General features: G+C 41.9%; 21 protein-coding genes and 1 tRNA gene. 19 read left to right on the forward strand and 3 right to left on the reverse strand.

The features are described 5' to 3' along the window. Positions 1-106 precede the first annotated feature (106 nt). The 15 genes from ACO05P_RS01605 (at position 107) to ACO05P_RS01675 (ending at position 18,636) form a co-directional block, all read left to right on the forward strand. On the forward strand, positions 107-1,189 hold the full coding sequence (locus tag ACO05P_RS01605; protein WP_421753043.1) for an ATP-grasp domain-containing protein: 1,083 nt from the start codon (positions 107-109) through the stop codon (positions 1,187-1,189). A gap of 62 nt (positions 1,190-1,251) precedes the next feature. Further along, entirely contained in the window at positions 1,252-2,004 is a 753-nt protein-coding gene (locus ACO05P_RS01610; RefSeq protein ID WP_421753044.1) for a hypothetical protein, read from the forward strand. A 90-nt stretch (positions 2,005-2,094) separates the two neighbouring features. Then, complete coding sequence (locus ACO05P_RS01615; protein ID WP_421753045.1) at positions 2,095-3,303, forward strand: GAF domain-containing sensor histidine kinase; 1,209 nt, start codon at positions 2,095-2,097, stop codon at positions 3,301-3,303. 132 nt (positions 3,304-3,435) lie between these two features. Next, a complete protein-coding gene (locus ACO05P_RS01620; protein WP_421753046.1) occupies positions 3,436-5,457 on the forward strand; it encodes an LruC domain-containing protein in 2,022 nt (673 codons plus the stop codon). Between the two features lie 270 nt (positions 5,458-5,727). After that, positions 5,728-7,752, forward strand: coding sequence for an LruC domain-containing protein (locus ACO05P_RS01625; protein ID WP_421753047.1), 2,025 nt, complete (start codon positions 5,728-5,730; stop codon positions 7,750-7,752). 150 nt (positions 7,753-7,902) lie between these two features. Further along, complete coding sequence (locus tag ACO05P_RS01630; RefSeq protein ID WP_210758169.1) at positions 7,903-8,331, forward strand: FKBP-type peptidyl-prolyl cis-trans isomerase; 429 nt, start codon at positions 7,903-7,905, stop codon at positions 8,329-8,331. An 89-nt stretch (positions 8,332-8,420) separates the two neighbouring features. After that, positions 8,421-8,493, forward strand: a tRNA-Pro gene (locus tag ACO05P_RS01635). A gap of 467 nt (positions 8,494-8,960) precedes the next feature. Continuing rightward, positions 8,961-10,508: a type I restriction-modification system subunit M gene (locus tag ACO05P_RS01640; protein WP_421753048.1), complete on the forward strand. Its 1,548-nt coding sequence runs from the start codon at positions 8,961-8,963 to the stop codon at positions 10,506-10,508. Further along, positions 10,501-11,607 carry a restriction endonuclease subunit S gene (locus ACO05P_RS01645; protein ID WP_421753049.1) on the forward strand — a complete coding sequence of 369 codons (1,107 nt, stop codon included), beginning with the start codon at positions 10,501-10,503 and terminating at the stop codon, positions 11,605-11,607. The genes ACO05P_RS01640 and ACO05P_RS01645 overlap by 8 nt, the downstream gene beginning before the upstream one ends. Beyond that, a complete protein-coding gene (locus tag ACO05P_RS01650) occupies positions 11,600-12,244 on the forward strand; it encodes an abortive infection family protein (protein WP_421753050.1) in 645 nt (214 codons plus the stop codon). Before ACO05P_RS01645 ends, ACO05P_RS01650 begins: the two co-directional genes overlap by 8 nt. Before the next feature lie 11 nt (positions 12,245-12,255). Beyond that, positions 12,256-12,540: a hypothetical protein gene (locus ACO05P_RS01655; protein WP_421753051.1), complete on the forward strand. Its 285-nt coding sequence runs from the start codon at positions 12,256-12,258 to the stop codon at positions 12,538-12,540. Between the two features lie 55 nt (positions 12,541-12,595). Next, positions 12,596-13,012, forward strand: a complete 417-nt coding sequence (locus ACO05P_RS01660) for a hypothetical protein (protein ID WP_421753052.1) — start codon at positions 12,596-12,598, stop codon at positions 13,010-13,012. A 2-nt stretch (positions 13,013-13,014) separates the two neighbouring features. After that, positions 13,015-14,514, forward strand: a complete 1,500-nt coding sequence (locus ACO05P_RS01665) for an ATP-binding protein (protein WP_421753053.1) — start codon at positions 13,015-13,017, stop codon at positions 14,512-14,514. Positions 14,515-14,618: 104 nt separating this feature from the next. Beyond that, positions 14,619-17,846, forward strand: coding sequence for a type I restriction endonuclease subunit R (locus ACO05P_RS01670; RefSeq protein WP_421753054.1), 3,228 nt, complete (start codon positions 14,619-14,621; stop codon positions 17,844-17,846). A gap of 82 nt (positions 17,847-17,928) precedes the next feature. Beyond that, the gene (locus ACO05P_RS01675) at positions 17,929-18,636 is read left to right on the forward strand and encodes a hypothetical protein (RefSeq protein WP_421753055.1); all 708 of its coding nucleotides are present in this window, start codon (positions 17,929-17,931) and stop codon (positions 18,634-18,636) included. A gap of 98 nt (positions 18,637-18,734) precedes the next feature. Here ACO05P_RS01675 and ACO05P_RS01680 read toward each other — a convergent pair whose 3' ends face one another. Then, positions 18,735-19,631 (reverse strand): restriction endonuclease, encoded by an 897-nt coding sequence (locus ACO05P_RS01680; RefSeq protein WP_421753056.1) that lies wholly within the window; start codon positions 19,629-19,631, stop codon positions 18,735-18,737. A gap of 199 nt (positions 19,632-19,830) precedes the next feature. Here ACO05P_RS01680 and ACO05P_RS01685 point away from each other — a divergent pair, with 199 nt between their 5' ends. Then, positions 19,831-20,241, forward strand: a complete 411-nt coding sequence (locus tag ACO05P_RS01685; RefSeq protein ID WP_421753057.1) for a hypothetical protein — start codon at positions 19,831-19,833, stop codon at positions 20,239-20,241. Positions 20,242-20,316: 75 nt separating this feature from the next. Beyond that, a complete protein-coding gene (locus ACO05P_RS01690; RefSeq protein WP_421753058.1) occupies positions 20,317-20,721 on the forward strand; it encodes a hypothetical protein in 405 nt (134 codons plus the stop codon). A gap of 173 nt (positions 20,722-20,894) precedes the next feature. Here the strand turns inward: ACO05P_RS01690 and ACO05P_RS01695 are convergent, their stop codons facing one another. Further along, the gene (locus ACO05P_RS01695; RefSeq protein ID WP_421753059.1) at positions 20,895-21,569 is read right to left on the reverse strand and encodes a LytR/AlgR family response regulator transcription factor; all 675 of its coding nucleotides are present in this window, start codon (positions 21,567-21,569) and stop codon (positions 20,895-20,897) included. Then, on the reverse strand, positions 21,566-22,600 hold the full coding sequence (locus ACO05P_RS01700; RefSeq protein WP_421753060.1) for a sensor histidine kinase: 1,035 nt from the start codon (positions 22,598-22,600) through the stop codon (positions 21,566-21,568). The genes ACO05P_RS01695 and ACO05P_RS01700 overlap by 4 nt, the downstream gene beginning before the upstream one ends. A gap of 184 nt (positions 22,601-22,784) precedes the next feature. Here ACO05P_RS01700 and ACO05P_RS01705 point away from each other — a divergent pair, with 184 nt between their 5' ends. Together ACO05P_RS01705 and ACO05P_RS01710 are read left to right on the forward strand one after the other, a co-directional pair. After that, positions 22,785-25,169: a TonB-dependent receptor domain-containing protein gene (locus ACO05P_RS01705; protein WP_421753061.1), complete on the forward strand. Its 2,385-nt coding sequence runs from the start codon at positions 22,785-22,787 to the stop codon at positions 25,167-25,169. A 23-nt stretch (positions 25,170-25,192) separates the two neighbouring features. Then, positions 25,193-25,696 carry a PepSY domain-containing protein gene (locus ACO05P_RS01710; protein WP_421753062.1) on the forward strand — a complete coding sequence of 168 codons (504 nt, stop codon included), beginning with the start codon at positions 25,193-25,195 and terminating at the stop codon, positions 25,694-25,696. Positions 25,697-26,022: the final 326 nt, after the last annotated feature.

A 26,022-nucleotide genomic window follows, 5' to 3' on the forward strand; every position in this document is an offset into this window, starting at 1 on the left:
TGAAATGCTCTAATTGACTATTGTTTAAAAAGCTGCTTAAATCTTCATTTAGAGAAAATCAGATATTTCTGAATATTGATTTATTTAGTGCTGACTAGAAAAAAGCATGAAATCCAACCAACGCAATGTATTGCTTATCGCTTATGATGAGCATTTAGTCTTGAGCTTCCTCTATTGCCTGCGCAAGGAGCCGGGTTATCGTTACTTTCTTTTAACGCATAAAGCTAAGAGTTCAGCGGGTTGGTCTCGCTACTTAAAGGATGTGCATTTCTATAAGGAATATTCCGAATTAGAAAAGGTAATCCCGGAATGCCTGCGTAAATGGGATATTGATGTTCTCATGCCTATCGGTGAAAAAGAGTCTTTGGAGGTTAGCAAGAATCGCCCGACCCTGGAGAAGCTTTGCAAAGTGATGCCTTTAACGGATCCGGAGCATTTTGCCATAGCTACTAATAAGAAAGCACTGAATCAGTTTTTACTAAAACAGGAGCTACCTTTAATGTCGGCAACCTTGGATTTGGATGCTCCTAATTTTGAAAGTCGTCTGGAAAGCTTTCCCTTTCCCGCTCTTTTGAAATCCGCTCAAGGGGCCTTTGGTAGTGGAATTGTTACCATGCTTACCCAGGCCGATTTAGAAGCTTATCTACTTAAGAATGAAGTAGACAAGCAGGGTTTCTATTTGCAAGAATATGTAGGGGGGAACGATATCAATTTTAATGTGATTTGTAAAGACGGTGATATCCTGCATTATTCCTATCAAGAATCGCCTCCCAAGCAATTGGGCAATTACAATAAGAATGATGATTTAATCTTTAAGGATGATCCGGAGGTAGTAAAGGCCATGAGCCCAATGCTTAAGGCCTTAAATTATCAAGGCGTAGCCTGTATTGACTTACGCCGTAATCCAGCTGGTAAGGTTTATCTACTGGAAATTAATGCGCGCTTTTGGGGATCTATGATGGCCTCCATGACCAAAGCCGGGGTGAACTTCCCTTTGTTGATGCTCAAATTAACGGTAGATGAAATTGCTCCTTCCTACCAAAGAAAGGAGGGGAGTCAACTATCCTTACAAAGCTTTGTGAAGCAATTCCTTCGCTTCAAATGGCCAGAGCTTAAGCAGTTAAAATATTGGCCTTACTTCAATGATCCCATGGCCAGGATTATGAAGTATTGGTATCAGAAGTTTTAATAGGGCATATGCCGTATTGTCTTAAACCCTGAGGCTGAGCATATTTGGACAAAATCCAAATCATGCGATACATTAAGTACTTTTTATTCTCATTCGGCTTGCTGGCTTTGACGGCATGTTCGGAGGATTCTGACGATAACAATCCTGAGCCAGGCACCAGCTTGCCCGGACCCATCAGCGGAACTTCAGTAAATCTGCAATGTTCCTTTGCGACCACAGGAGCACCCCATCAGGTAGGAGCAGAAGCCCTGTTTAGCTTTGGTTCTACTGGCAGCCTGGGCATCGACTTTAATCCTGCTGCCAATGATGGTAATGAGGTTTCCGTGTCTAGCTCCACTTTAGTGGGCAATGAATACATCTGGGAAGATGCCAATGGGGGCTATAAATATGCCCTTTCGCTTAGCACGGATGATAGCCTGAATGAAGTGAACGTTTTTGATTTACAAGACAATTTCTTGAATCAATGGACTCCAATCCCCGATGGACCCGCCAATTTAAATTTGATTAAGGCCTTAGCTGGTACCTATACCGTAAACAGTGTAAACGGTGGAACGCATAGTAGAGGAACCTTTAGTATTGGCACAGATGGCAGCATCGACTTTGATGATGGTATTGCCTTTAGTCCTTCGGATTATGCCTTGGTTACCGATCGCCTATCGGTTTTAGATGCCATTTTTGTTGATATGAATCCCTGGCCGGATGAACCATATCCGCGCATTGAACTCTTTGTAGACCCTAATGATCAAAGTCAATTGATCCAGGTTGTATACCGTGCTAATTACCCCAATTCCGGTTCCGTAGAAATCAATTTCTAGAAAAATCAAATCCCGATTCGTCGGGATTTTTTTTGGCTTCAACCTGGTTTGTACCCTACCTTTTGCGGGTCAATATATGATGTCCCCGCTATGTTGAAAGCCCCTCTGCCAGCAAATGAAAAGGAGAGATTAGCCCATCTCTATGAATATTCTCTTTTAGACACCATGGATGAAGAGGAATATGACCAAATCACCAAAATGGCTTCTTTGCTTTGTGATGTTCCGATCAGTATAATTTCCTTGATCGACCGGGATCGGCAGTGGTTTAAATCCAGAGTGGGATTAGATTCGAAGGAAACCAGTCGGGATGTGGCCTTTTGCGCCCATGCTATTTTGGATAAGGAGCAGATTTTAGAAATTCCTGATTCCCGAAAGGATGAGCGCTTTAATGATAATCCTCTGGTACAAGACGATCCTAATATTGTGTTCTATGCCGGGGTTCCTCTGGTTAGTGAAAATGATATGGCTCTGGGTACCCTTTGTGTTATTGATCGGGTTCCGCGCACCCTTTCCGAATCCCAGAAAGAAAGTTTAAGGATCCTCGCCGATCAGGTGGTGAAGCTTTTCGAACTGCATAAGGCAGGTTTACAAAAGGATCGCTATTTGCGCGATTTGGAAGCTCGTAATAAGAGTTTGGAAGAGTTTGCTCGGGTAGCGGCGCATGATATAAAATCACCTTTGGCCAGTATAAAAGCGGCCTCTCAAATGATACTGTCCAAACCGGAGAATTTGGATGAGGAGCAATTGTCGCTCATGGAATTGTTGAACCAAAGTTCCGATCAATTGAGTGGCTTGATTGAAGGTATATTACGACACTCTCGCTCTAACGTTTTGATCCTGGAGGAAAAAAGCTGGTTCTCTTTACCTGAATTGGTAGATGGCTGTATGAAAATGATGGAGCCTTTGGGGAAATGTCCGATTAAAGCGGAGTTTCCCAAGGGATTAGATCAAATCTATTCAAACCGTACGGCCTGGCAGCAAATTACCATCAATTTATTGGCCAATGCTATTAAGTACAATAACAATCCAAAACCCTGGATTAAGGTTAAACTGAAGGCAAAGTCTCAAGCGATTCAATTGAAGATTTGCGATAATGGCCCGGGAATTCTTCCAGAGGATCAGCAGCGAATTTTTAAGCTCTTTGAAACTACCCAAAACCGAGATCAAAGCGGAAATACAGGTACCGGAATCGGCTTGGCTACTGTAAAGAATATTGTGTCGGGTTTAGGAGGAGAGATTAGCCTGGAATCCAAAGTAGGAGAGGGATCAGCCTTTGTGGTGCAGATTCCGATTGTCTAGTATTTACCCCCATCTTTAAGTCTAAAAAGGCATTAAAAACCATTCATCGCACATTTTGGTTCGTTGATCGATTTTTTAGCATCACATCATAGGACTGTTTCATTTTTGCAGTGTACTAAGTGATTGACGACAATGAAACAAAAAATCTTTTCCATCGCTATTGCAGCCCTTGCGCTTGCATCTTGTTCCAAAGAGGACTCTCAGCAAGCTGTGCTCAACCCTTCGGTTGAAACCAATCTGAAGGAAGTGAAATTCCCATCCGACTTTAATTTCAGCACTGCGCGTGAGGTTGAGGCTCAGGTAATGGTTTTAGGATTAAATGATCAGCCTTTAGGCGGAACCCGCGTAAGCTTTTACAAAGGAAACCCTGAGCAAGGCGGAAAATTAATCGGTGTTGGTGTTACCAATCCCGCCGGGATGTTGGAAATGCCTTTAAGCGTTCCCGCTTATACCAAAGATATTTATGTTGTTAGTCATACTACCGGTTTTGCTAATCAGCAAGTAGTAGCAGCCGCCGACTTTAATATCACTTTCGGCGGAAAGCCTCAAGCTCGCAATTTCGGTTTCGGAAAAACCAGCGGCGTACAGGCCGTTACCCCAATTTCTGGAAACTATTATTATATGGGTGGCTTCACCACTGGTTCAGAAGCTGGATTCCCTTCTTACTTAGAAAACCCTGCTGATGTGATCACTCAGGATTTCTTAGATGATGTGAATGCTTCTTTACCGGAAAGCTCTCCAGTACCCGTTTACAATCCATCCTATTTAACAGTAGGAAATGAATTAGACGTGGTAATCGATGACCGTAGTGATGTTTGGGTAACCTTTATTTCGGAAGGTGCCGGATACCGCAATGCTTTGGGTTACTATGTATTCGATTCTTCCAATCCTCCTGCCACTCCTGGTGATATCGATTCTATTTTCGTGGTATTACCTAATGCTTCCTTAGATGGATCAGGTGGTAAATTAAATGCTGGCGATAAAGTGAAATTAGGCACCTTCGACGGTGGAAAAACCATTAGCTGGGTACTTTTCCAAAATGCCTGGACCGGTTCGGGTGTAAATGTAAATGCACCGAAGTACTATTCTCGTATCGACTTCAATACCAATGAAAGCGATCCTACCAAACGTCAACACACAGTACAATTAGCCGATATTGGTCGTCAGCTTTTATTAAATGGTTTCGAAGATCAAACCCGTAGTAATAACGGTTCTGATAATGACTTTAACGACTTAGTATTCTATGTAACTGCTAACCCTTGGGAAAACGTAAACATCGGTGGTATTCCTCCCGTAACTCCAGAGAACGATTGTGATAATGATGGTGTTTCTGACGAAAGTGATGACTTCCCATGTGATGCTAGCCGCGCCGTACGCAATACCTACACAGGTACCTTAGCTTACGAAGACTTATGGCCTTCTCAAGGTGACTACGATTTCAACGATATGGTGGTAGACTACGAAATTGACCACATCTTAAACGGAGCCAACAAATTGGTAGAGATTGAAGCCGATTGGACTGTACGCGCCATTGGTGCCGGATACGAAAACGGATTTGGTTACAGCTTCGATGGCTTGAGCCCTTCAGTAATCACCAGCGTAAACGGACATAATTTAAGCAAGAACATCATCACCAATGCTTCCAATGGAGTAGAGGCGGGTCAGAGCGATGCTACTATTATCGCCTTCGACAATGTGTTCGATGTAATGCCTAATCCTGGCACTAAATTCATCAATACGGTTCCTGGCGAAGCTTCGGTGAATCCGGTAACTGTAAGCCAGAAAATTACTTTCAGTAGCCCCCAAATTCAGTCTCAAGTTGGTTTACCTCCTTACAATGCCTTCATCTTCGTAAATGGAGATCGTGGACGCGAGGTGCACTTAGCCGACAAAATGCCGACTGATTTAGCCGATGCCAATTACTTTGGTCGCGATGGCGATGCTACCGACTTAAACAGTGAATACACCTATAAAACTGCCAACGGATTACCCTGGGCGATCAATATCAGCGAAAGCTTTGCCTACCCAGTGGAATACACACCCGTAAATGAAGCTTACCTCAATTTTACCAGCTGGGCAATCAGCGGAGGTAGCAGCTATGCCGATTGGTTTACCGACGGTGTTGGCAACCGAGATCTGTCTAAGATCTATTAAAACGTCCCTATCTATACCCCTCTATACAGAGAAACAGTCCGGCCCTGGAGCAATCCTTGGTCGGGCTTTTTTTTTGGGGCCTTAGGGAGTAAAGCTTTTAATTAGGATTTAGTAATACCTTAAATTGCTGTAATTCAATATTTAAACTGATAATCGATTGAAAAATGCATTTCGTCTATTCGTCGTGAATTCTCGGATGCTCGTCGATTTTTAGCCTTGGTCCATGGGCTTTCTCCGCACTTTTGGAGAGTACAAAAGAACAAAGCCCTTATGAAAACGAAAGTTCTGTCCATCGCCTTAATTACTGCTCTGACGATTGCTTGTCAGAAAGATGAGGAAGTGCAATCTATTTCTTCACCGCAGGTATATTCAGATATCAAGGATTTACAAATTCCGGCCGATTTCGATTTCTCGACTGCTCGTGAAATTCAGGCGGCGATCACCGTTAAAGGATTAAAAGATCAGCCTTTAGGGGGCAAGCGTGTAAGCTTTTACAAAGGAGATCCCGATTTAGGTGCAGAGCTTATTGGCGTAGGGGTAACCAATCCGGCTGGTATGTTGGATATGCCTTTACAGGTTCCTGCTTATACAGATGAAGTAACCGTTCTGGTACATTCCAATGGCTTTGCCAACAAACAAGTAGTTTCTTCTTTAAACGATATTCAGATCGATTTCGGCGGTAAGCCACTCGATCGTAGCATGGGCCTGGGTAAAATGGCCGGCGGTCTTTCTTTAAGTCCGGCGGGAGCCAATTATTACTATATGGGCTCATTCAGCACCGGTACTTATGAGGGCTTGCCTAATTATTTAGAGAATCCTGGTGATAATATCAGTCAGCAGTTTTTAGACGACATCAATGCTTCTCTACCTGAGAACGTATCTATTCCTCAGAATAATCCGTCCTACCTTACCGTGGGCAATGAGCTGGATGTGGTGGTAGAAGACCGTAGTGATGTTTGGGTAACCTTTGTTAGTGAAGGCGCATCCTACCGCAATACCCTGGCTTATTATGTTTTTGATACGGATAATCCTCCTGCGACTCCGGCAGATATCGACTCTATTTATGTGATATTCCCCAATGCATCTTTCTTAAATGGAGGAGGGCAATTACTGGCTGGCGACAAAGTGAAGTTGGGCACCTTTGAAGGTGGAAAAACCATTAGCTGGGTATTGGTACAAAAAGGCTGGTCGGGCACGGGTGTGAACCTGAACAATCCGAAGTTCTATTCTAATATCGACTTTAATACGGCTGAATCAGAGCCCAGCAAACGTCAGCATACCGTACAATTATTAGATATTGGTCGTGAGCGTTTAATCAATGCTTTTGAAGATCAAACCCGCAGTAATAACGGTTCGGATAATGATTTTAACGATCTGGTATTCTATGTAACCGCCAACCCCTGGGAGAATGTAAACACCGGTGGTATTCCACCTGTAACGCCTGAAGATGACTGCGATGATGATGGCGTTTCCGACGAAAGTGATGATTTTCCATGTGATGCCAGTCGCGCTGTACGCAGCACCTTTACCGGAACTTTGGCTTACGAAGACTTATGGCCTTCACAAGGTGACTACGACTTTAACGATTTGGTGGTGGATTATGAGATCGATCACATCTTAAACGGTTCTAACTTATTAGTGGAAGTGGAAGCCGATTGGACTATCCGCGCTGTTGGAGCTGGTTTCGACAATGGCTTTGGTTGGAGCTTCGATGGCTTGAATCCTAATGTGGTGAGCAGTGTAAACGGTCAGAATTTGAATGAAGGATTGATTTCGAATTCAGCCAATGGCACGGAAGGCGGACAAAGCTCAGCTACCATTATTGCCTTCGACAATGTATTTAATGTAATGCCTAATCAGGGTACGCAGTTTATCAATACCCTTCCGGGTGAAGCAACTCAAAGTCCGGTTACGGTAAGTAATAAAGTGGTGTTTACTAGTCCACAACAACAGGCTACCGTAGGTTTACCTCCTTACAATCCATTCATCTTCGTAAATGGTGATCGTACTAAGGAAGTGCATTTAGCGGACAAGATGCCAACGGATCTGGCCAATGTGTCGGACTTCGGAACCGGATCGGATGCGACGAATGTAAACGGAAACTTTACTTATAAAACTGCAAATGGATTGCCTTGGGCTATTCATATCAGCGAAAGCTTTGATTATCCGGCGGAATTTCAGCCGATAAATGAGGCTTACTTAAACTTCGCAATCTGGGCTACCAGCGGCGGAGCCAGCAATAGCGATTGGTTTACCGATGCTATTGGCAACCGCGAAGAGACGAAGATCTTTTAATAAGTCCCTATCTATACCCCTCTATACGAGAGCTAACCCGGCTACTGATTTCATTGGTAGTCGGGTTTAGTTCATTTTAGGTGCCTGACAATTCGGCCGATTTGGCAAGAGGGCAGGGCCTTTGCGGCCTGAAGGGAAAACATTTCAAATATGTCAAAAGTACAAGCGAACGACACTGTAGTAGTGCATTACCAAGGCCGTCTGGAAAGTGGCGAAGTATTCGATGATTCTAATGGTCGCGATCCACTGGAGATTAGCCTAGGCCAGGGAATGGTAATTCCTGGTTTCGAGAATGCCCTTATCGACATGGAAGTTAGCGAGAAGAAAACCGTGAACATTCCTGCCGCTGAGGCCTATGGTGAGCATCGTGCCGAATTGGTGCAGGAAGTTCCCAAGAACCAATTACCGGAAGAAATTAAGCCTGAAGTAGGTATGCAATTGGTATCTCAAACCCCTGATGGGCAGCAGATCCCACTGATTGTAACCGAAGTAGGTGAAGAAGCGATTACCGTAGATGCCAATCCTCCTTTAGCAGGAAAAGATCTGATTTTCGATCTGGAATTGGTAGCAATCAAATAAGCCAGAGGAGACGGGGATTTCGGGTCTAAAAAAGGCTTTGCAATTCCATTTCCTTAATTATATTTGCAGCCCGCAAAATACGCGGGCATCGGGATGTAGCTCAGTTGGTAGAGTACACGTCTGGGGGGCGTGTGGTCGCTGGTTCAAGTCCAGTCATCCCGACGAATTTTTAGGACTCTCTTCTTTTTGGAAGGGAGTCCTTTTTTTTATTTGGGGCATTTCAAATGGCCAGGCGTATAGGTGTTAATGAGAAATTAATTTGGAGTTCTAAAATTTTAGTAATCGACTCATTCTATAAATTATAAACGTCGAAGGCATTTTAAGAATTTACTCCTTCTTTATTATTGGATTTCAACATCTGATTATTTCTTAGCTTTAGGAGCCCATTAATCTGAATTTAAATGGAATCAAATTGCTGCTTCTCCTTTTGTCAGAATCTTGTCATAACTGCATATTAGTCAACCTTGATATATTTTGTGGAGCTTGAGAAGAATAGCCTGCTCACAATCTGGTGTTTTTGGTTTTTATGAAGCCGCGTGAAAAGGCGAAAGCAGCTAAAAAGTGATTTTTTGGGAAAGGCTCAGATGGAATTGATGAAATTTGAAACCGATAAACAGAACTTATACTAAATGTCAAAAAAGAGCGGAAAGGTCAGCGAAGAGCCCTTAGAGAAACAACTTTGGAAATCGGCTGACAAGTTGAGAAAGAACATTGATGCTGCGGAGTACAAGCACATTGTTCTTGGATTAATTTTCCTGAAATACATTTCTGATGCCTTTGAGGAGCTCTACGACAAATTAAAGGCTGGGGAAGGTGATTTAGCCGGAGCCGATCCGGAAGACAAAGACGAATACAAAGCCGAGAATGTATTCTTTGTGCCCGAAAAAGCCCGTTGGTCTTATTTACTTTCTCAAGGCAAGCAACCTACCATTGGGAAATCTGTGGATGAAGCCATGGATTTCATTGAAAAGGAAAATGCTTCCTTGAAAGGGGTTTTGCCCAAAGTGTATGCCCGGCAAAACCTTGATCCCACCAGTTTGGGGGAACTCATTGACCTGATTGGAAACATTGCCCTGGGGGATACCAAATCCCGTAGTGCTGATGTGCTTGGGCATGTATTTGAATACTTCTTGGGAGAATTTGCCCTGGCAGAAGGTAAAAAGGGAGGCCAGTTCTATACCCCTAGAAGCGTAGTTGAATTGCTGGTTGAAATGCTCGAGCCCTACTCAGGCAGGGTATTCGATCCTTGTTGTGGATCGGGTGGAATGTTTGTTCAATCGGAAGAATTTGTGACCAGTCATCAAGGGCGTATTAATGATATTTCCATATACGGACAGGAAAGTAACCAGACTACCTGGCGACTGGCGAAAATGAATTTAGCCATTCGAGGCATTGATAGCTCGCAAGTAAAATGGAATAATGAAGGCTCTTTCCTGAATGATGCTCATAAAGACCTTAAGGCCGATTACATCATTGCCAACCCACCCTTTAATGTGAGTGATTGGAGCGGTGATTTGCTCCGTAAGGATGGCCGTTGGAAATACGGTACCCCACCTACAGGCAATGCTAATTATGCCTGGATACAACATTTCATGTACCACTTGGCACCAAGCGGACAAGCAGGTTTTGTATTGGCAAAAGGAGCATTGACTTCTAAAAGTGGCGGTGAAGGTGACATTAGAAGGGAACTGGTGGAAGCGGATTTAATTGATTGCATTGTAAACCTTCCTGCCAAGTTGTTTTTGAATACCCAAATTCCTGCTTCGCTGTGGTTTATGAGTCGTAACCGTAGCAATGGCAAGTTTAGAAACCGTACAGGCGAAATTCTCTTTATTGATGCCCGAAATCTGGGGCATTTGATTAACCGTAGAACCAAGGAGCTTTCTCAGGAAGACATTGACCAGATAACCAACACCTACCACAATTGGCGAAATACCGATGGCAATTATGAAGATATAAAAGGCTTCTGCGCTTCTGCCACCAAAGAACGAGTGGCTGAACTGGAATATGTACTCACCCCTGGTCGCTATGTAGGCTTGGCAGCCGAAGAAGATGACTTTGACTTTGCCCAACGCATTAGTAGCCTAAAAGCTGAGTTTGAAGCCCAGCTCAAAGAAGAGGCTCAACTCAATGAACGCATTGCCGCTAACCTCATAAAAGTGAAAATTGATGGGTGAGTGGAAGGAAGTTGAGCTTTCCGAACTTATTGATTTCGGAAATGGAAAGAAAAAACCTGAGTCTGAAGGAGACATTCCGATCTATGGTGGAAATGGAATTTTAGGTTATTCTGCGGATTTCAACTATGAAAATGAGACGATAATTATTGGACGTGTTGGTGCTTATTGTGGTTCAGTTTATTATGAAAACAAACCTATTTGGGTATCGGACAATGCATTAGCGGCTAAGGCAATAAATGGTAATTCGACAAAATTTCTTTATTACTTCCTGAAAAACGCCAACCTCAATCAACATGCAGGTGGTTCAAGCCATCCCTTGGTAACTCAGACATTACTCAATTCACTTGAATACGATATCTGTATTGATAAAACAGAACAAAAAGCAATAGCAGAGGTCCTTTCCAGCTTAGACGACAAAATTGACCTGCTGCACCGCCAAAACCAAACTTTAGAGCAGATGGCGGAGACGCTTTTTCGGCAGTGGTTTGTGGAGGAAGCGGATGAGGATTGGGCAATAAGAACTTTAAATGATGTATTATCGGTTAAAGGAGGAACAACACCCAGTACTAAGAATCCTGATTATTGGGATGGTGATATACACTGGACGTCACCGAGAGATATTACTTCCTTGAATTCAATCTATTTATTTGATACTGAGAGAAAAATTACTGAAGAGGGGCTAAGAAAGATTAGTTCAGGGTTACTTCCAAAGGGAACACTTCTAATGTCTTCTCGTGCACCAGTTGGTGTATTGGCCTTTACGGAAGTTCCAATAGCAATTAATCAGGGGTACATAGCCGTACTGGATAACAAAGGTTTTACTAAGGAATTTTTGTACTTATGGTTGAAAACTAATATAGATTATGTTCAGAGTTATGCCAACGGTTCAACTTTTCTTGAAATATCTAAAACGGCGTTTAAGTCTTTGGAGATTCAGTCTCCACCAACTGAATTAAGGAATGAGTTTCAAAAATTGATAATTCCCAATTTTGAGAAAATCAAATCCAACCAAACCCAAATCCTGACTCTCACTGCCTTACGAGATACGCTACTGCCTAAATTGATGAGCGGCGAAGTAAGAATTGACACAGATGAATAAGCTCAAAACTGTTATAGAAGAATATCGCGACTGGGCTGGTTTATCCACTTATATAGACCGAATAGAAACACATATAGAAATTGATTTTAGTCACTCACTTGAAAATGCCAAAGCACTGTTAGAGAGTGTGGGAAAAGAAATCTGTAAAAAAAATAACGTTGAATTAGGTATAAATCCTTCTGTGAACAGTGTTTTGAAAAAGTGCTTTTCTTCAATGGGTTATGCTAATGGCACACTGGTCAATCAAGTTTCATCCGCATTGGCAACCATCGCACAGCAGGTCGGTGAATTAAGAAATGATATAGGTCTAACTTCTCACGGTAAGTCCTTGGATGAAATTAAGCTACGAAATAGCAAAGTAGATGTACTTACTAGAGAATTTTTAATCGATACAGTAGAAACGGTTTGCATATTCATCATTCGCAACTACGAAAGCAAAAAAGAAAAGAAAATCGCTGAACAGATGGAAGACACCTTGGATTATTGGGAAGCCGAAGATTTTAATGAATTCTGGGATGATGCCTTTGGGGAATTCTCCATGGGAGATTATTCCTACACCGCTAGTGATATACTATTCAATGTGGACAAACAGGCCTATGTAAACGAATACAAGGTATTTACTGAAAATGAAGAATAAAACCGAAACTCATGAGTAAACAGACCCCGAACCCCGCAGCATTTCAAAAAAATTCCATTGTTTATGAAGATGAGTATTTTGCTGTGGCTTATGGAATGGATAGCAAAGGAAATAAAAGAATGGCCATGCGCTGGAAAGGTGATGGTAATACCAATATGGGCTATCCTAAGACTTTCGGCAACCCACAATGGTTTCTCTTACCAGAGTATGATACATGGACTCCAGAAATTCTAAAAGCGGTAGAGCGAATTGCGGCCACTAAAATGAGATTAGATGATTTAGAGTCGAAGTGGTGAAATACATCATTGGTGCATTAGTACTTATCAGGGAAATAACATTTAAGCAATAACCATGTTTGAGGAATTAGACGAATACAAAAATAGGGGCCATTTCTTCTTTCAAAAAGGAGACCTACTCAGCGTCCAAAATATAGATGTACCAGAGCTCCCAGGGGTATATTACATTTTGCGTTTGGCTGAAGGTAAAGTCGATCTGGTTTACATTGGTAAATCGGGTACCATGCAACAAAATGGTCAGTTTAAAAGTCAATTTCTCAAAGGTCGAATCAATAATAAACAAGAGGGCTTGGAACGGCAGCAATTCTTTGACAAAAAGATAGAGCTGGAAAATATTGATGGCCTGGATATTTATTGGTTTGTGACTTATGACCAAGATCAAAAGGATTTACCGGCCTTTGTGAAGGCTCAACTCCTGCAAAGCTATTTTGATTTGCATAGTAGCTTACCTCCATGGAATAAAGAGTTTTAATTATGGTAAATGATTTTATAAAAGGTAAAAAATACTCACCCAAAGAATTGATGGATCGGGCTTATAAACTAAGCTTGGAATCTATTGGTGAACATACCGACAAGCCAGATCCACTGGTAGGTGCAATCATTGCCACAGAGGATGGACAGATTTTAGCGGAGGCATTCAGGGGTGAGCTCAGGGTTGGTGAGCATTGTGAGTTTACCTTGATTGAGCGAAAATTAAAAAGTGACAATCTAAGGGATAAAGTATTGTACGTAACCCTTGAGCCTTGTATTGATAAGGCGAGAAAACCGCCAAAAAGGGGGTGTGCAACACATATCATTAAATCACGTATTGGCAAGGTTTATATCGGCATGCGAGACCCAGATATTGACATTGAAAATGAAGGAGCCAATGCACTCATAGAAGCCAAAGTTGAAGTTCATGATTTTGACCCAGATATCAGCAAGAAAGTAAGAGAAAGTCTTTCTGACTTCATCAAGTTCAAGGAAGCAGAAAAGTTACGGATAGAAAAAGAAGGAAGAGCAAAACCGGAAAAAGAGTACGCGAAAAAGCCTGTTGTTGGCACCAATATTCAGCAGTTTTCAAACAGCGCAATTCAAGAGTTTATTGCCAATTCAGTTGCTGGATTTTCTTATCCATCAAAAGATTTTAACCAATGGGCCGTCTCTTTTGGTTTGGCGGAGGAAAGCAAAAAGGGGATTACACCTACCAATATGGGGATGATCTTGTTTGGGGATAAGGTGGACGAGCTTTTACCACACACCATTTTCAAAGTAGAAATTGAATATCCAGATGGGTCAACTGAAATTGAAGATTTTGGTGGGCCTGTTTCTACGCAACTAAGAAGAGTATTTGATTACGTTTCGGATAAGGCATTGAAACTGACCATTGATCGAACTTCGGCGAAGCGTATTTCAACTGCTGATTTTCCTTTAGACATATTGCGTGAAGCTATTGCGAACGCTATTATTCACAGAGATTACAGTATCACTTCTTCTACCAATTACCTTTTTGTTAATAGCGACAAAATTGTGATTAAAAGTCCGGGGCTACCAATGCCACCATTGACATTGGCTGATATTAGAACTCTTGACCTGCCATCTGTGAGTAGAAACCCAAAAGTGATGTATGTGTACAACAGGATGGGACTGGCCGAACAAAGAGGAATAGGATTAAGAAGTATGAAGTCCCTTTCAGAAAAAGGATTTCCGCTACCTGTAATTGATTTAAAGGGAAATGTGTTGGAGCTTGCCTTTGCGAGAAGTGCGGAAGCTTTACCAAAAGTGATAGATAGTGAGGTTTCGGACCTATCCACACAGGACAAAGAGGGTATTCAATTTATTCAGGCCAATGAACCTATTACTGTAAATGATTATGCTAAAAAGTTTGGGATAACGGCTAAGACTGCTCAAAGAAGACTTAGTGATTTGACGGACAAAGGGCTAATTATTAAAGAAGGAGAAAGAAGATGGACCAAGTATCGTTTAATGAAATGAAACTAAAGGACATTCTTAAAGACATTCTGTCCTTTAATTTTAGTGAATCAGTGGCGATCCTTTGTAAAGGACAGTTTAAAAGACAATTTGTCCTTTAGAAAATTATGACAAGAATTACCGAACATAGCATAGAGGATTTTGCCATTAAACTGTTGGAAACTTTGGGTTATGAGTACATCTATGCCCCAAGCATTGCTCATGATGGCGAACACCCGGAGCGGAGCGGATACGAAGATTTATTGCTCACCCGTCGCATGGCAGAAGCGGTGGGAAGGATAAATCCCACTGTACCTCCATCTGCCCAAGAAGAAGCCATCAAGGAAATTCATCGTATCCATTCCCCCGAGTTATTGTCTAATAATGAAAGTTTTCATCGACTATTAACCGAAGGAATTAAAGTTAGCTATCAAAAAGAAGGTCAGCAAAGAGGTGATTTGGTTTGGTTAATTGATTTCAATACTCCCGAAAACAACGACTTTGTTGTTGCCAACCAGTTTACTATTGTAGAAGATGGTATTAACAAACGACCGGATGTTATTCTATTCGTCAATGGTATTCCATTGGTGGTTATCGAACTTAAGAATGCAGTTGATGAAAACGCGACTATAAAATCAGCTTTCCGTCAGATAGAAACCTACAAAGCAGTAATTCCAAGTTTATTCACGTACAATGCATTTTCGGTTATATCTGATGGTTTAGAGGCCAGGGCAGGAACTCTTTCATCGGGTATGAGTCGATTTATGACTTGGAAATCGGCAGATGGCAAAGAAGAAGCATCGCATTTGGTAGGGCAATTGGAAACGCTCATCAATGGTATGCTTAATAAAAAAACTTTACTGGATTTGGTTCGACACTTCATTGTTTTTGAGAAGTCGAAAAAGGAAGATGCTAAAACGGGAGTAACTACTATTTCAACCGTTAAAAAATTAGCTGCTTACCATCAATATTATGCTGTAAACCGGGCGGTGGAATCTGCTATTAGAGCAACAGGTTACACATTAGAAAGAGATAGTCCCAATTTAATGGTGGAGGAGCCCCCAGAAAATTATGGCCTTCCTGGGGTGAAATCGCAAGTTAAAGGCGACAGGAAAGGCGGGGTGCTTTGGCATACCCAGGGAAGTGGTAAGTCTCTTTCCATGGTGTTTTTCACGGGTAAAATTGTTTTAGCCTTGGATAACCCTACGGTAATTGTTATCACTGATCGAAATGATTTGGATGATCAACTCTTTGACACTTTTGCCTCTTCTACACAGCTTTTACGGCAAGAACCCAAACAGATTGCGAATCGCAACGATTTAAAGGAAAAACTGAAAGTAGCTTCTGGCGGAGTAATTTTCACTACCATTCAAAAATTTTCACCTGATGAAGGCAATGTATATGAAACGCTTTCTAAGCGCGAGAATATTCTTGTCCTCGCGGATGAAGCCCATCGAACCCAATACGGTTTTAAAGCCAAAACTGTAGATGACAGAGATGAACAGGGTAATGTAATAGGTAAGAAGACAGTGTACGGCTTTGCTAAGTACATGCGTGATGCTCTACCTAATGCCACATATATCGGTTTTACCGGAACTCCGATTGAAAGCACCGATGTAAATACACCAGCTGTTTTCGGAAATTACATTGACGTCTATGATATTGCCCAGGCGGTAGAAGATGGTGCCACCGTTCGCATTTACTACGAAAGTCGTTTGGCAAAAGTGAACTTGAGCGAAGAAGGAAAGAAACTGGTAGAGGAGCTGGATGATGAGTTAGATGGAGAAGAACTCACCGAAACCCAAAAGGCCAAAGCAAAATGGACACAGCTGGAAGCTTTGATCGGCAGCGAAAACCGTATCAAGAATGTAGCCCAGGACATCATTCAGCATTTTGGACAGCGCCAAGAAGTATTTGAAGGCAAAGGAATGATAGTGACCATGTCCAGAAGAATTGCCGTTGAATTATATGAGGAAATTATCAGCTTAAAACCCGATTGGCACTCTAAGGATCTTGATAAAGGAGTAATAAAGGTTGTTATGACTGTTTCATCTTCCGATGGCCCCGAAATGCAAGGGTATCGCACCACAAAGCAGCAAAGAAGAATCCTGGCCGATCGAATGAAAAACCCGGACGATGAACTAAAATTGGTAATAGTTCGTGATATGTGGCTTACAGGCTTTGATGCGCCTAGCCTGCATACGCTTTACATTGATAAACCAATGAAAGGTCATAACCTGATGCAAGCTATAGCAAGGGTTAACCGAGTGTATAAAGATAAACCTGGCGGCTTGGTAGTTGATTATTTGGGCGTTGCCTCAGATTTGAAAAAAGCACTTTCGTTTTATTCAGACGCAGGTGGTAAAGGGGATCCAGCTAATGCCCAAGCCCAAGCTGTTGAATTAATGCTGGAAAAATTGGAAGTCGTAGCACAGATGTATAGCGGCTTCCCTTATGAAGACTTTTTTCAAGCAGAAACGGGTCAAAAGCTTTCTATGATATTAGAAGCCGAAGAACATATTCTTGGTTTAGAAGATGGAAAGAAAAGATATATCAATGAAGTAACTGCCCTTTCCAAAGCATTTGCAATTGCCATACCTCATGAGCAAGCATTGGATGTGAAAGAGGAGGTTTCTTTTTTCCAGGCGGTAAAAGCACGATTAGCCAAGTTTGAAGGAAAAGGTTCTGGCAGACCGGATGATGAAATTGAGACCACCATTCGCCAGGTGATAGATCAAGCATTGGTTTCTGAACAAGTAATTGATGTCTTTGATGCTGCAGGAATCAAAAAACCGGATATCTCTATTCTATCTGAAGACTTCCTGTTGGAACTTAAAGGAATGAAACACAAGAATGTGGCCCTTGAGGTTCTGAAAAAGCTGCTCAATGATGAGATTAAGGCACGTTCCAAAAAGAACTTGGTTAAGACTAAGTCACTGAAAGAAATGTTGGAGAACTCCATTAAGAGGTATCACAACAAGATTTTGACCGCAGCTGAGGTTATGGACGAACTTATTAACCTGAGTAAGGAAATCGTGAACATGGACAATGAAGCCCAAAAGCTGGGTCTAAATGAATATGAATATGCCTTTTATACCGCTGTAGCTAACAACGATTCCGCTAAACAACTCATGCAGCAAGAAAAACTGCGAGAATTAGCGGTGCTATTAACCGAACGTGTTCGGCAAAATGCATCGATCGACTGGACTATTAAAGAAAGTGTTAGGGCAAAATTGAAAGTCATTATTAAGCGAACCTTACGTCAATTCGGTTATCCACCGGATATGCAAAAATTGGCTACTGAAACTGTTTTGAAACAGGCCGAGATGATTGCGAATGAATTAACAAGGGACTAGGGAATGATTTGTTTAGACTGGAAAATATTCCGTTTTATGCTTACGGCCTAAATTTTCATGATGTGATTAATAATATTATTAAATGAAAAAGTATTTCCTACCGATTTTAGTTTTTGCTGGTTTATTGAGTGCAAATGCTCAAAGCATACGCCTAAAGACAAATTATACAGAACCCCGGCTTGGACAAAGTATAACAATAACCCTTAAGCTTAATTTTATTGAGGAACATATAAAGGAAACCTTAGCGCCTGAATTGGAGTTAAAGGGCAATTCTGCCTTTTCAAATTACGCTCGAGAAATTCAAGTAAATGATACGGGTGATTTTCAGGTAGGTCCTTTTTTATTTGAGTTCAACGGTAAGGTATATAAAACGGATTCAGTAATTCTACATGTAACTGAGCCATTAGAGAATGTGGAGGGCCTGTGGGTTAGACTAATTGAATATGATTCGACTCAGATATTAATTGTTGAGCAGCACATTGAAAACGAATGGAAGAAGGATAAGGAATCTAAAGATCCTTTTTCGATGTCGCTAAGTACTACAGAATTGGAATTTGCCGAATTGATTGAAAACCCAATGGAGGGACTGGAGTTCAATTTTAGGCAGTCAAATAGCTATTCCGTTTTGATTGATGAAAAGGATCCATTTGGTGCTTCGCTTGCCTATTCTCGAAAGATATATCATGTGACCAATTATTCGGGTGAGGAAATACAATTAAGCGAAGACTTCTTTGAAAACCTGCCTAAGAAAATAGAATTACCGGAAATTATTATAAAAGCTAGTAATTAGCATTTAGGTAGAAATATAGCCGTGAATCTAGGGAGAAGCTAATTTATTCCTCCCTAAAGTTTCGGACCGTTTTCCTTGAAAATTAATGGTTTGAATTATCAGCCTTCCTCAAAAAAGTCATTGTCAATTTCTTTAACCTTGTAAGTCTCTTTGATTTGCACGCCCACATTGTACTCATACATTAGGCTTACCAATCGAGCTCCATCGATCAGAATAATGGAATGATGCGCTTCCTTGGCCTTTTGAATGGCCTTGGCATCAAAAGAAGAAGTAGTGATGAAAATACCTTTACGGGTATCGCCACTCATGGCGCCAATAAAATTGCGAATATCCGTTTCCCGAACATTAGAATTGTTGTAGCGTTTCGCTTGGGTATAAATTTTTTCCAATCCCAGCTTGTCTTCGTTGATGATGCCATCGATCCCACCATCACCGGATTTTGGGGTTTCCCTAAAGTCACCATAACCCATGCGCTGCAGCAATTGGAGTACAAGCTTTTCAAAATAATAGGGATCCAGTTCCTTTAATCGCTCTAGGAGTTCAACTTGGGTTTCCGATTTAATCTTGGAAATACCGAAATCGATTAGGTCTTGAGGTGAAGCAGAATCGAGATTGGCTTCATCTAACTTATCCTTTGCCCCTTTGGCTGCAACCGAATTCTGATGAGCCCGAAAATCAGGGTCATCCTTGAGCTCGGCTAGGCTGAGTTTTCCGGACTTTAAGGCTAATTCCCCTTTAGGAGTGATTTCTACCTTACCCCGACTGGGATACTGCACGAATTTGCCCATCTTCAAATAGGATTTTCCCCAGAGGATACGATCCAATAAAACATTAGCCCCGGAACTGGTTTTCTCTTGTAGTAATTCGGGAGACAAATGATGGTAAAATTGATCCCGAACCATGCTGGCCAGCGTACGGCTTTTCAAAGCTCCTTCTTGTTGAAGAGTATTGAGGATGGGGATGAAGGTCTCATGAAATTTGGGTAGTGCAGTCATACGAGTCAGAGGGTTACTTAGCTGGGAAGTATTTAAAATGGAAACAAAGGGAAGGTCTATTTTAGCGAATAAATTTACGGATTACCCAAAGAATTAGCTTTGCGCCTAAAAAGAACCCAGCTGTGATCCGCTTGAAATGAATTTTAATCTACCATTCGCTTTTACTTTTTCTGCCTGCGAATAAAAATAAACCTGGACCTTGAATTTTTTCTTTGAGTATATCTACTACCGACTTACCAAAGCTTATTTGAAATGGGATGGCAATGAGGGAATTACCTCAATTATTGCTATTGGAATGATCAAAACTGTTCTCTTTATGATTATCGCTTTTCTGGTAAGCTTTATTTTTTTTAGCATAAATGAAATTTCCAAGCCTTCTTGGCTTAAGTACCTCATTATACCTCCCTTTATTCTTTTTACTGTATTAGCAAAGAAAAAACATAGGACTAGATTTGAAGAGTATAGTCAATATTGGGCCTTTGAACCTAAGTGGTTAAGGGTTATTAAAGGTATTGCGGTAATTTTAGCATTGATTTTACCTTGGGTGATGATTCTGTGGGTGGCGGCGAAACGAGAATTCTTATCAGAACATTTATATCTATTAAATTGATGAAGTGGTGAAAGCTTTGCTTTAATTGTATTCGTTAAATACTCCACCTTACTCTCCCACATATTTTTATCTCAAATGAATACAAATAACCTCGACGAATCCGCTAAGCGATACGTAACTCATACAATTCTAATGCGCTTTAAAGCTTCGAAAGTGGATCCGGATGACGCTAAAGGCTTAGAGCTGATTTCCAGTCACATTACCAATAAGGCCTTGGATGATTTATGCTTGGCCTTTTATTTAGAAGGAGATAAAAAATGGGGGAGAACTGCAGCTGAGGCGGTGCAGAATTTTGGTTTCCCGCCCTTAGAGAGAGTCAAGCCTACATTGATTGATAATATCCATATGGTTTTTCAAAACAGCAGTATCCTCAAGCATATTGAACATCGGAAATTAATCTCGCAAATTGCTTATCCTTTTAGTCTGGAAGAGGAAGAAATCGAGTTAATTTTATCCAGCTATTCTTCACCCAAAGATTAAGTAATCGGCTTGGATAGGTCAAGCTTAGACTCGGTGTCTGCTGACTGGCTTTTATTTAAAAATGCTCAGCATCTCCTTTCCTTAATTTCTTTCTTGCCGAGAAGGTTTTAATTCTCTTGCTCAGTTTGAGTTAATTATAAGGCAATTCCAGGGCATTGGAAATCAATCGCTAATCAAGATTCCAAACGCCTTCTAAAAGCTTCCTTATAAGCCCGACCAATGGGGATTTCCTGTGCGCTTTTTAGAACTACGGCATTGCTGTATACCTCCAGTATTTGCTCCAAATTGATGAGGTAGGATTTATGGATACGCTGAAAGCCGTGGTCCTCTAATTTCTGCTCCCAATGGTTTAAGGTTTCCTTGCTGAGCACGGTTTTATCATTAAGATGCAGCTCGGTATAGTCCATATCGGTAGCGATATAAATCAAGTCCTTTGTACTTACCGCAATCTTTTCGTAGCCGCTTTTCACGAAAAAGGAAAAGTCAGATTCAGCCTTTTTGTAAAGGGAATGATACTTTTCCATCGCCTGGGCGAAGCGCTCCGGGGCAATGGGCTTCATCAGGTAGTCGATTACCTTAAACTCATAGCTCTCTAAGGCATAATCCGGAAAAGCAGTGGTAAGGATTACCGCCGGATGCTTTTTCAGATTGCGTAAAAAATCCATGCCTGAAAGTCGTGGCAAGTGGATGTCGAGAAAAATTAAATCTACCTCCTCCTTTTGCAAAAACTCCTTGGCCTGCAAGGCATCGGTGAAGCTGGCTACTAATTGCCATTCCGGAAAATCCTGCAAATAATGTTTTAGGATGCGCTGGGCGGGGATTTGATCTTCAACGATAATGCACTTCATGACTGAGCACTCAGTTTAAGTTTAAGATCCACGCAATATTTACCCGCACCTTCATTTATCTTTAATTCATGTTGATCGGGATAAAGAAGCTCCAAGCGCTTTTGCACATTTTGCAGGCCAATACCGCCTTTTAGATCTTCGGTATTAGACAGCTCCCCGAAATTATTGCAGCAGCTAAAGTGTAAATCGCCTTCCGGCGAAAGCCGCAAACTGATTGCAATATCAATGGCCTCACTGAGGCTGGCTAAGCTGTGCTTAAAAGCATTTTCAACAAAAACGGAGAGAATTAAAGGGGCAATGCGATATTGATCGGAGGCTAGCTCTTTGGACCAGGATAATTTTCCCCTTTCTTCCATTTGCATTTCACTCAGCTCAATGAAGTTTTCAACTTGCTCCACCTCCCGACTTAGTGGTACAAACTTCGCTTGAGCTTCATAGAGCATATAGCGCATTACTCCCGATAATTTGAGCAATACTGTGGCGGTTTTATCCGACTTTTCCAGGGCCAGGGCATAAATATTATTCAGGTTATTAAAGAGAAAATGGGGATTGATTTGCGATTTCAGAAACTGTAGCTCACTTTCCTTGATCAGGTTTTGCAGTTCTTCCAATTCTCGTTGTTTCGTGAGGGCATCCCAGGCGAATTTAAAGCCGGTAAGAATGGTAATGGTAGGGAGTAAATCGGTTAGGGTACGGAATACGCCAGGAAAATGGGTGCCTCGGGTATTCGGGAAAAAGATTTGCTCTAGAATGCCTTCTTCAATGGCCATAACCAGGCCCAATAAAACCAAAATGGCAATACTAAAGGCCAGGTACTTTTTTCGGTAAAGCAATTTGGGGAGAAGAACATAATTGATAATGGCGGCCGTAAGGGCATAGTTCAAAAAGAAGAAGACCTCATGGCTTTTTACCTGTGTTTCTTGTTTCCAACCTTCACGATCGAAAGCATAAAAAACGAAGACCATGGCATGCAAGGCCACTTGAAAAATCAGCTCCCAAGAGCGTTTATGACTTCTAAATTGCAATTTCACAAAGTAAAGCTATAAACAATTTCAAGTCTTGCTCCGACCAATCGGCAAACGGCTGATCTTTAAGGTCCATCAACCGTTTTTCGGGCAATATGGTAGTTGGGAGGTCTGCTCTGGTCGTTCACCGGATTCTATTTTAATAGTCACGGAAAAGCTCGGTTCTTTGGGGGGTAATTTTTTTCATACGATGGCAATCAATCGGATTTCGATACTATTTGTTTTAGGAGTGATTTTTAGCCTAAGCCCCCTTGGCTTATGGAGTCAATCTGAAATTCGAATTGAGGGGCAAGTTGCCGATGCTCTCAGTAAAAGTCCAATTCCTTACGCTTCCGTTGCTTTGGTTGATTCAGTAGAAGGAAGGGTAAAGGATGGGGTGACCACAGATGCAGACGGGATCTTTGATTTGACGACAAAAGAGACGGATTTCTATTTGGAAATTAGCTTTATGGGTTATCAGTCGCTTCAAATTCGAAATTATAATCCCCAATCATCTGTGGTCAGGCTGGGAGTGATTTACCTGAAGGAAAACAGTCAAAGCCTGGATGAGATAGAAGTGACCGCTGAAAAGTCGGCCATGGAATTTAAGCTGGACAAGCGGGTTTTTAATGTGGGTAAGGATTTAAATACCACCGGCATGGGGGCCTTGGATGTACTGTCGAATGTACCTTCGGTAAATGTGAATATCGAAGGACAAATAAGCTTGAGGGGCAATACCGGGGTGCAGATTCTCATCAATGGAAAGCCCTCAGTTTTATCGGAAGAAGGTTCCAATGCTCTGGGTACCATAACGGCTGATATGATTGAAAGCATTGAGGTGATTACCAATCCTTCCGCCAAATATGAAGCCGAGGGAACCAGTGGTATCATCAATATCATACTCAAGAAAGAAGAGAAAAAGGGCTTTAATGGCTCGGTATCGTTAAATACCGGAATTCCCGATAATCATTCGGTCGGGGTGAGTTTAAACCGACGCACGGAGAACTTCAATTTCTTCACCCAATTTGGCGTAGGCTATCGTTCCATGCCACGCTTTAATGAGAGCTTGAACCGCAATCTTAATGATGGTACTGAGGTTTATAACGAAGGCACTGAATACCGCAATGAGAATTTCTACAATATCACCTTAGGTACTGACTATCATATTAATGATTGGAATGTGCTAACCCTTTCGGGAAGCTTTGCTTATGAAATTGAAGATCAGCCTTCGGAAACCGATTTTCGCCTAAGTGATGCCAATGGCAGCCTATTATCAGAATACCGACGTACGGAAGAAACCAGTGCCACCAACCCTAAATATCAGTACGATCTGCAATATGAGAAGCAGTTTAAAAACCATGAGGATCATAAATTATTGATCAGCACCTTAGGTCGGTTTTTTGGGAAAAGCCTAAATTCTCAGTTTTTGAATACCCCGATTGCTAGTAGTGATGTCGCACCCAATCAACGCACCGAAACCAGCTTTTTTGATCGCAGCTTTGTCTACAAGCTGGATTACACGAATCCAATTACCAAAGCTTTTAGCTTGGAAGCCGGAGCCTTGTACGAACAAAATGATGTGGGAAATGACTACCAGGTCCTAAATAATACGAGTAGCGGATATAGTATTGACAGCAGCCTTACCAACAATTTTGAATACGATCAAGGGGTATTTGGGGTCTATAGCACCGCTGCTTATGAAGGTAAGAAGTGGGGATTGAAATTAGGACTGCGCTATGAGCATACACTATTGAATACCTTGCTTACAACCACCAATGAAGCCAATCGACAGGATTATGCCAATTGGTTTCCCACCGTTCATAGTTCCTATAAAATATCGCAGCGATTCTCCATGCAGGCCGGATACTCACGTCGCATCTTTCGGCCGCGTTTATGGGATTTGAACCCTTTCTTTAATATTCGAAACAACTATAATATTCGTAGAGGTAATCCGGATTTGCAGCCCGAATTTGGTGATTCCTATGAAATAACCGGAATCTGGCTTTTCGAAAATCTCTCTCTGAATACCAGTCTTTACCATTTGTATACTACTGATGTAGTGGATCGGGTAAGCTTCTTTGAGGATAATGTGAATACCACTATGCCCGTGAATGTGGGTACTCGTAATCAGACTGGCCTGGAGATTAATGGCAAGTATAATCCCTTAAAGTGGTTGGCGATTAATGGGGATTTTAATTATGGCTATTTCAGTCGGGAAGGGGTTTTTCAAGATCAGGATTTCAGCTTCCGGGGCGATAAGTGGAATACTAGGATTACTAGTAAGATTAAGCTACCGGCCGGATTTGATTTAGAGCTGAGTGGTAATTACGAATCGGCTTATAAAACGGTGCAAGGCGAGCAAAGCGGTTTTGCCTTTGCTGATATTGGTGTACGTAAAAAACTATGGGATGGTAAGGGCGTAGTGAATTTAAGTGTGCGCGATATTTTTGCCTCCCGCATTCAGGAGAGTAGGGTATATCAAACGGACTTCTATGCCTACAGTTTTTCGCAGCGAGGGAGGTTTATAACCCTGGGCTTTAGTTACAGCTTTGGAAAGGGCGAAGCCATGTCGTACAACGGTGGTCGCCGACATTAATAGATTTAGCTTTAGAAAACAAGATGAAAGTGCATCAAAAAATGCGGGTTTGGCACCGCTATTTAGGCTTTTTCCTGGCCGGAATTATGGCGATCTACGCCATCAGTGGTATTGTGCTCATTTTTAGAGATACCGATGCCTTTAAGAAGGTAGAGCATTTTGAAGAAAAGTTACCCGCAGGATTAGGTGCAGAGCAATTGGGGGAAGCCCTAAAGATGCGTCGTTTCCGTGCGGAGAAGGAAGAAAACGGAATGATTTATTTCCGCGATGGACAGTACAATCAAGCTACCGGCGAGGCGAAGTATAGCAAGAAGGAACTCCCTTTCTTTTTAGATAAAATGACGCATCTGCATAAAGCAACCAGCAGTAGACCTTTAGCCTTCCTAAACATCTTCTTTGGGATTAGCCTCCTCTTCTTTGTGCTATCTGCCTTTTGGATGTACTTCCCCGGTACGGATATCTTTAAGAAAGGATTGATTTACACGGCGGTAGGGCTGGTATTTGCTTTGGTTTTGTTGTTTGTGTAGGTTGGGTTGCTTCACCGCCCGCTGCGCTACCCGCCTACCGGCAGGCAGGGAGCCACAAAGGACGCGGAGGTACACAAAGAGGATCTTTGCGAACCTTTGCGCTCTTAGCTTCTCTGCGGTTAAATAGTAAGCTATACAAGGTTTCTTGTCTCCAATCTACGAACGACCAACTACGAACTACTAATTACCAGTTTCTTCACCGCCCGCTACGCTCGAGAAACAGAGGACGCGGAGGTACACAGAGAAGTATTGGGTGATACTTTGCGCTCTTTGCATCTCTGCGGTTAAATTCTTGGAAGCTATACAAGGTTTCTTGTCCCCAAAAA

Origin of the sequence: Croceimicrobium sp. (genome assembly GCF_965228705.1) — a bacterium.
Taxonomy (GTDB): Bacteria; Bacteroidota; Bacteroidia; order Flavobacteriales; family Schleiferiaceae; genus Croceimicrobium.

Coding starts and splice junctions, on each gene's coding strand:
- ACO05P_RS01605 (WP_421753043.1), top strand. CDS start 107: ATGAAATCCAACCAACGCAATGTATTGCTTATCGCTTATGATGAGCAT.
- ACO05P_RS01610 (WP_421753044.1), top strand. CDS start 1,252: ATGCGATACATTAAGTACTTTTTATTCTCATTCGGCTTGCTGGCTTTG.
- ACO05P_RS01615 (WP_421753045.1), top strand. CDS start 2,095: ATGTTGAAAGCCCCTCTGCCAGCAAATGAAAAGGAGAGATTAGCCCAT.
- ACO05P_RS01620 (WP_421753046.1), top strand. CDS start 3,436: ATGAAACAAAAAATCTTTTCCATCGCTATTGCAGCCCTTGCGCTTGCA.
- ACO05P_RS01625 (WP_421753047.1), top strand. CDS start 5,728: ATGAAAACGAAAGTTCTGTCCATCGCCTTAATTACTGCTCTGACGATT.
- ACO05P_RS01630 (WP_210758169.1), top strand. CDS start 7,903: ATGTCAAAAGTACAAGCGAACGACACTGTAGTAGTGCATTACCAAGGC.
- ACO05P_RS01640 (WP_421753048.1), top strand. CDS start 8,961: ATGTCAAAAAAGAGCGGAAAGGTCAGCGAAGAGCCCTTAGAGAAACAA.
- ACO05P_RS01645 (WP_421753049.1), top strand. CDS start 10,501: ATGGGTGAGTGGAAGGAAGTTGAGCTTTCCGAACTTATTGATTTCGGA.
- ACO05P_RS01650 (WP_421753050.1), top strand. CDS start 11,600: ATGAATAAGCTCAAAACTGTTATAGAAGAATATCGCGACTGGGCTGGT.
- ACO05P_RS01655 (WP_421753051.1), top strand. CDS start 12,256: ATGAGTAAACAGACCCCGAACCCCGCAGCATTTCAAAAAAATTCCATT.
- ACO05P_RS01660 (WP_421753052.1), top strand. CDS start 12,596: ATGTTTGAGGAATTAGACGAATACAAAAATAGGGGCCATTTCTTCTTT.
- ACO05P_RS01665 (WP_421753053.1), top strand. CDS start 13,015: ATGGTAAATGATTTTATAAAAGGTAAAAAATACTCACCCAAAGAATTG.
- ACO05P_RS01670 (WP_421753054.1), top strand. CDS start 14,619: ATGACAAGAATTACCGAACATAGCATAGAGGATTTTGCCATTAAACTG.
- ACO05P_RS01675 (WP_421753055.1), top strand. CDS start 17,929: ATGAAAAAGTATTTCCTACCGATTTTAGTTTTTGCTGGTTTATTGAGT.
- ACO05P_RS01680 (WP_421753056.1), bottom strand. CDS start 19,631: ATGACTGCACTACCCAAATTTCATGAGACCTTCATCCCCATCCTCAAT.
- ACO05P_RS01690 (WP_421753058.1), top strand. CDS start 20,317: ATGAATACAAATAACCTCGACGAATCCGCTAAGCGATACGTAACTCAT.
- ACO05P_RS01695 (WP_421753059.1), bottom strand. CDS start 21,569: ATGAAGTGCATTATCGTTGAAGATCAAATCCCCGCCCAGCGCATCCTA.
- ACO05P_RS01705 (WP_421753061.1), top strand. CDS start 22,785: ATGGCAATCAATCGGATTTCGATACTATTTGTTTTAGGAGTGATTTTT.
- ACO05P_RS01710 (WP_421753062.1), top strand. CDS start 25,193: ATGAAAGTGCATCAAAAAATGCGGGTTTGGCACCGCTATTTAGGCTTT.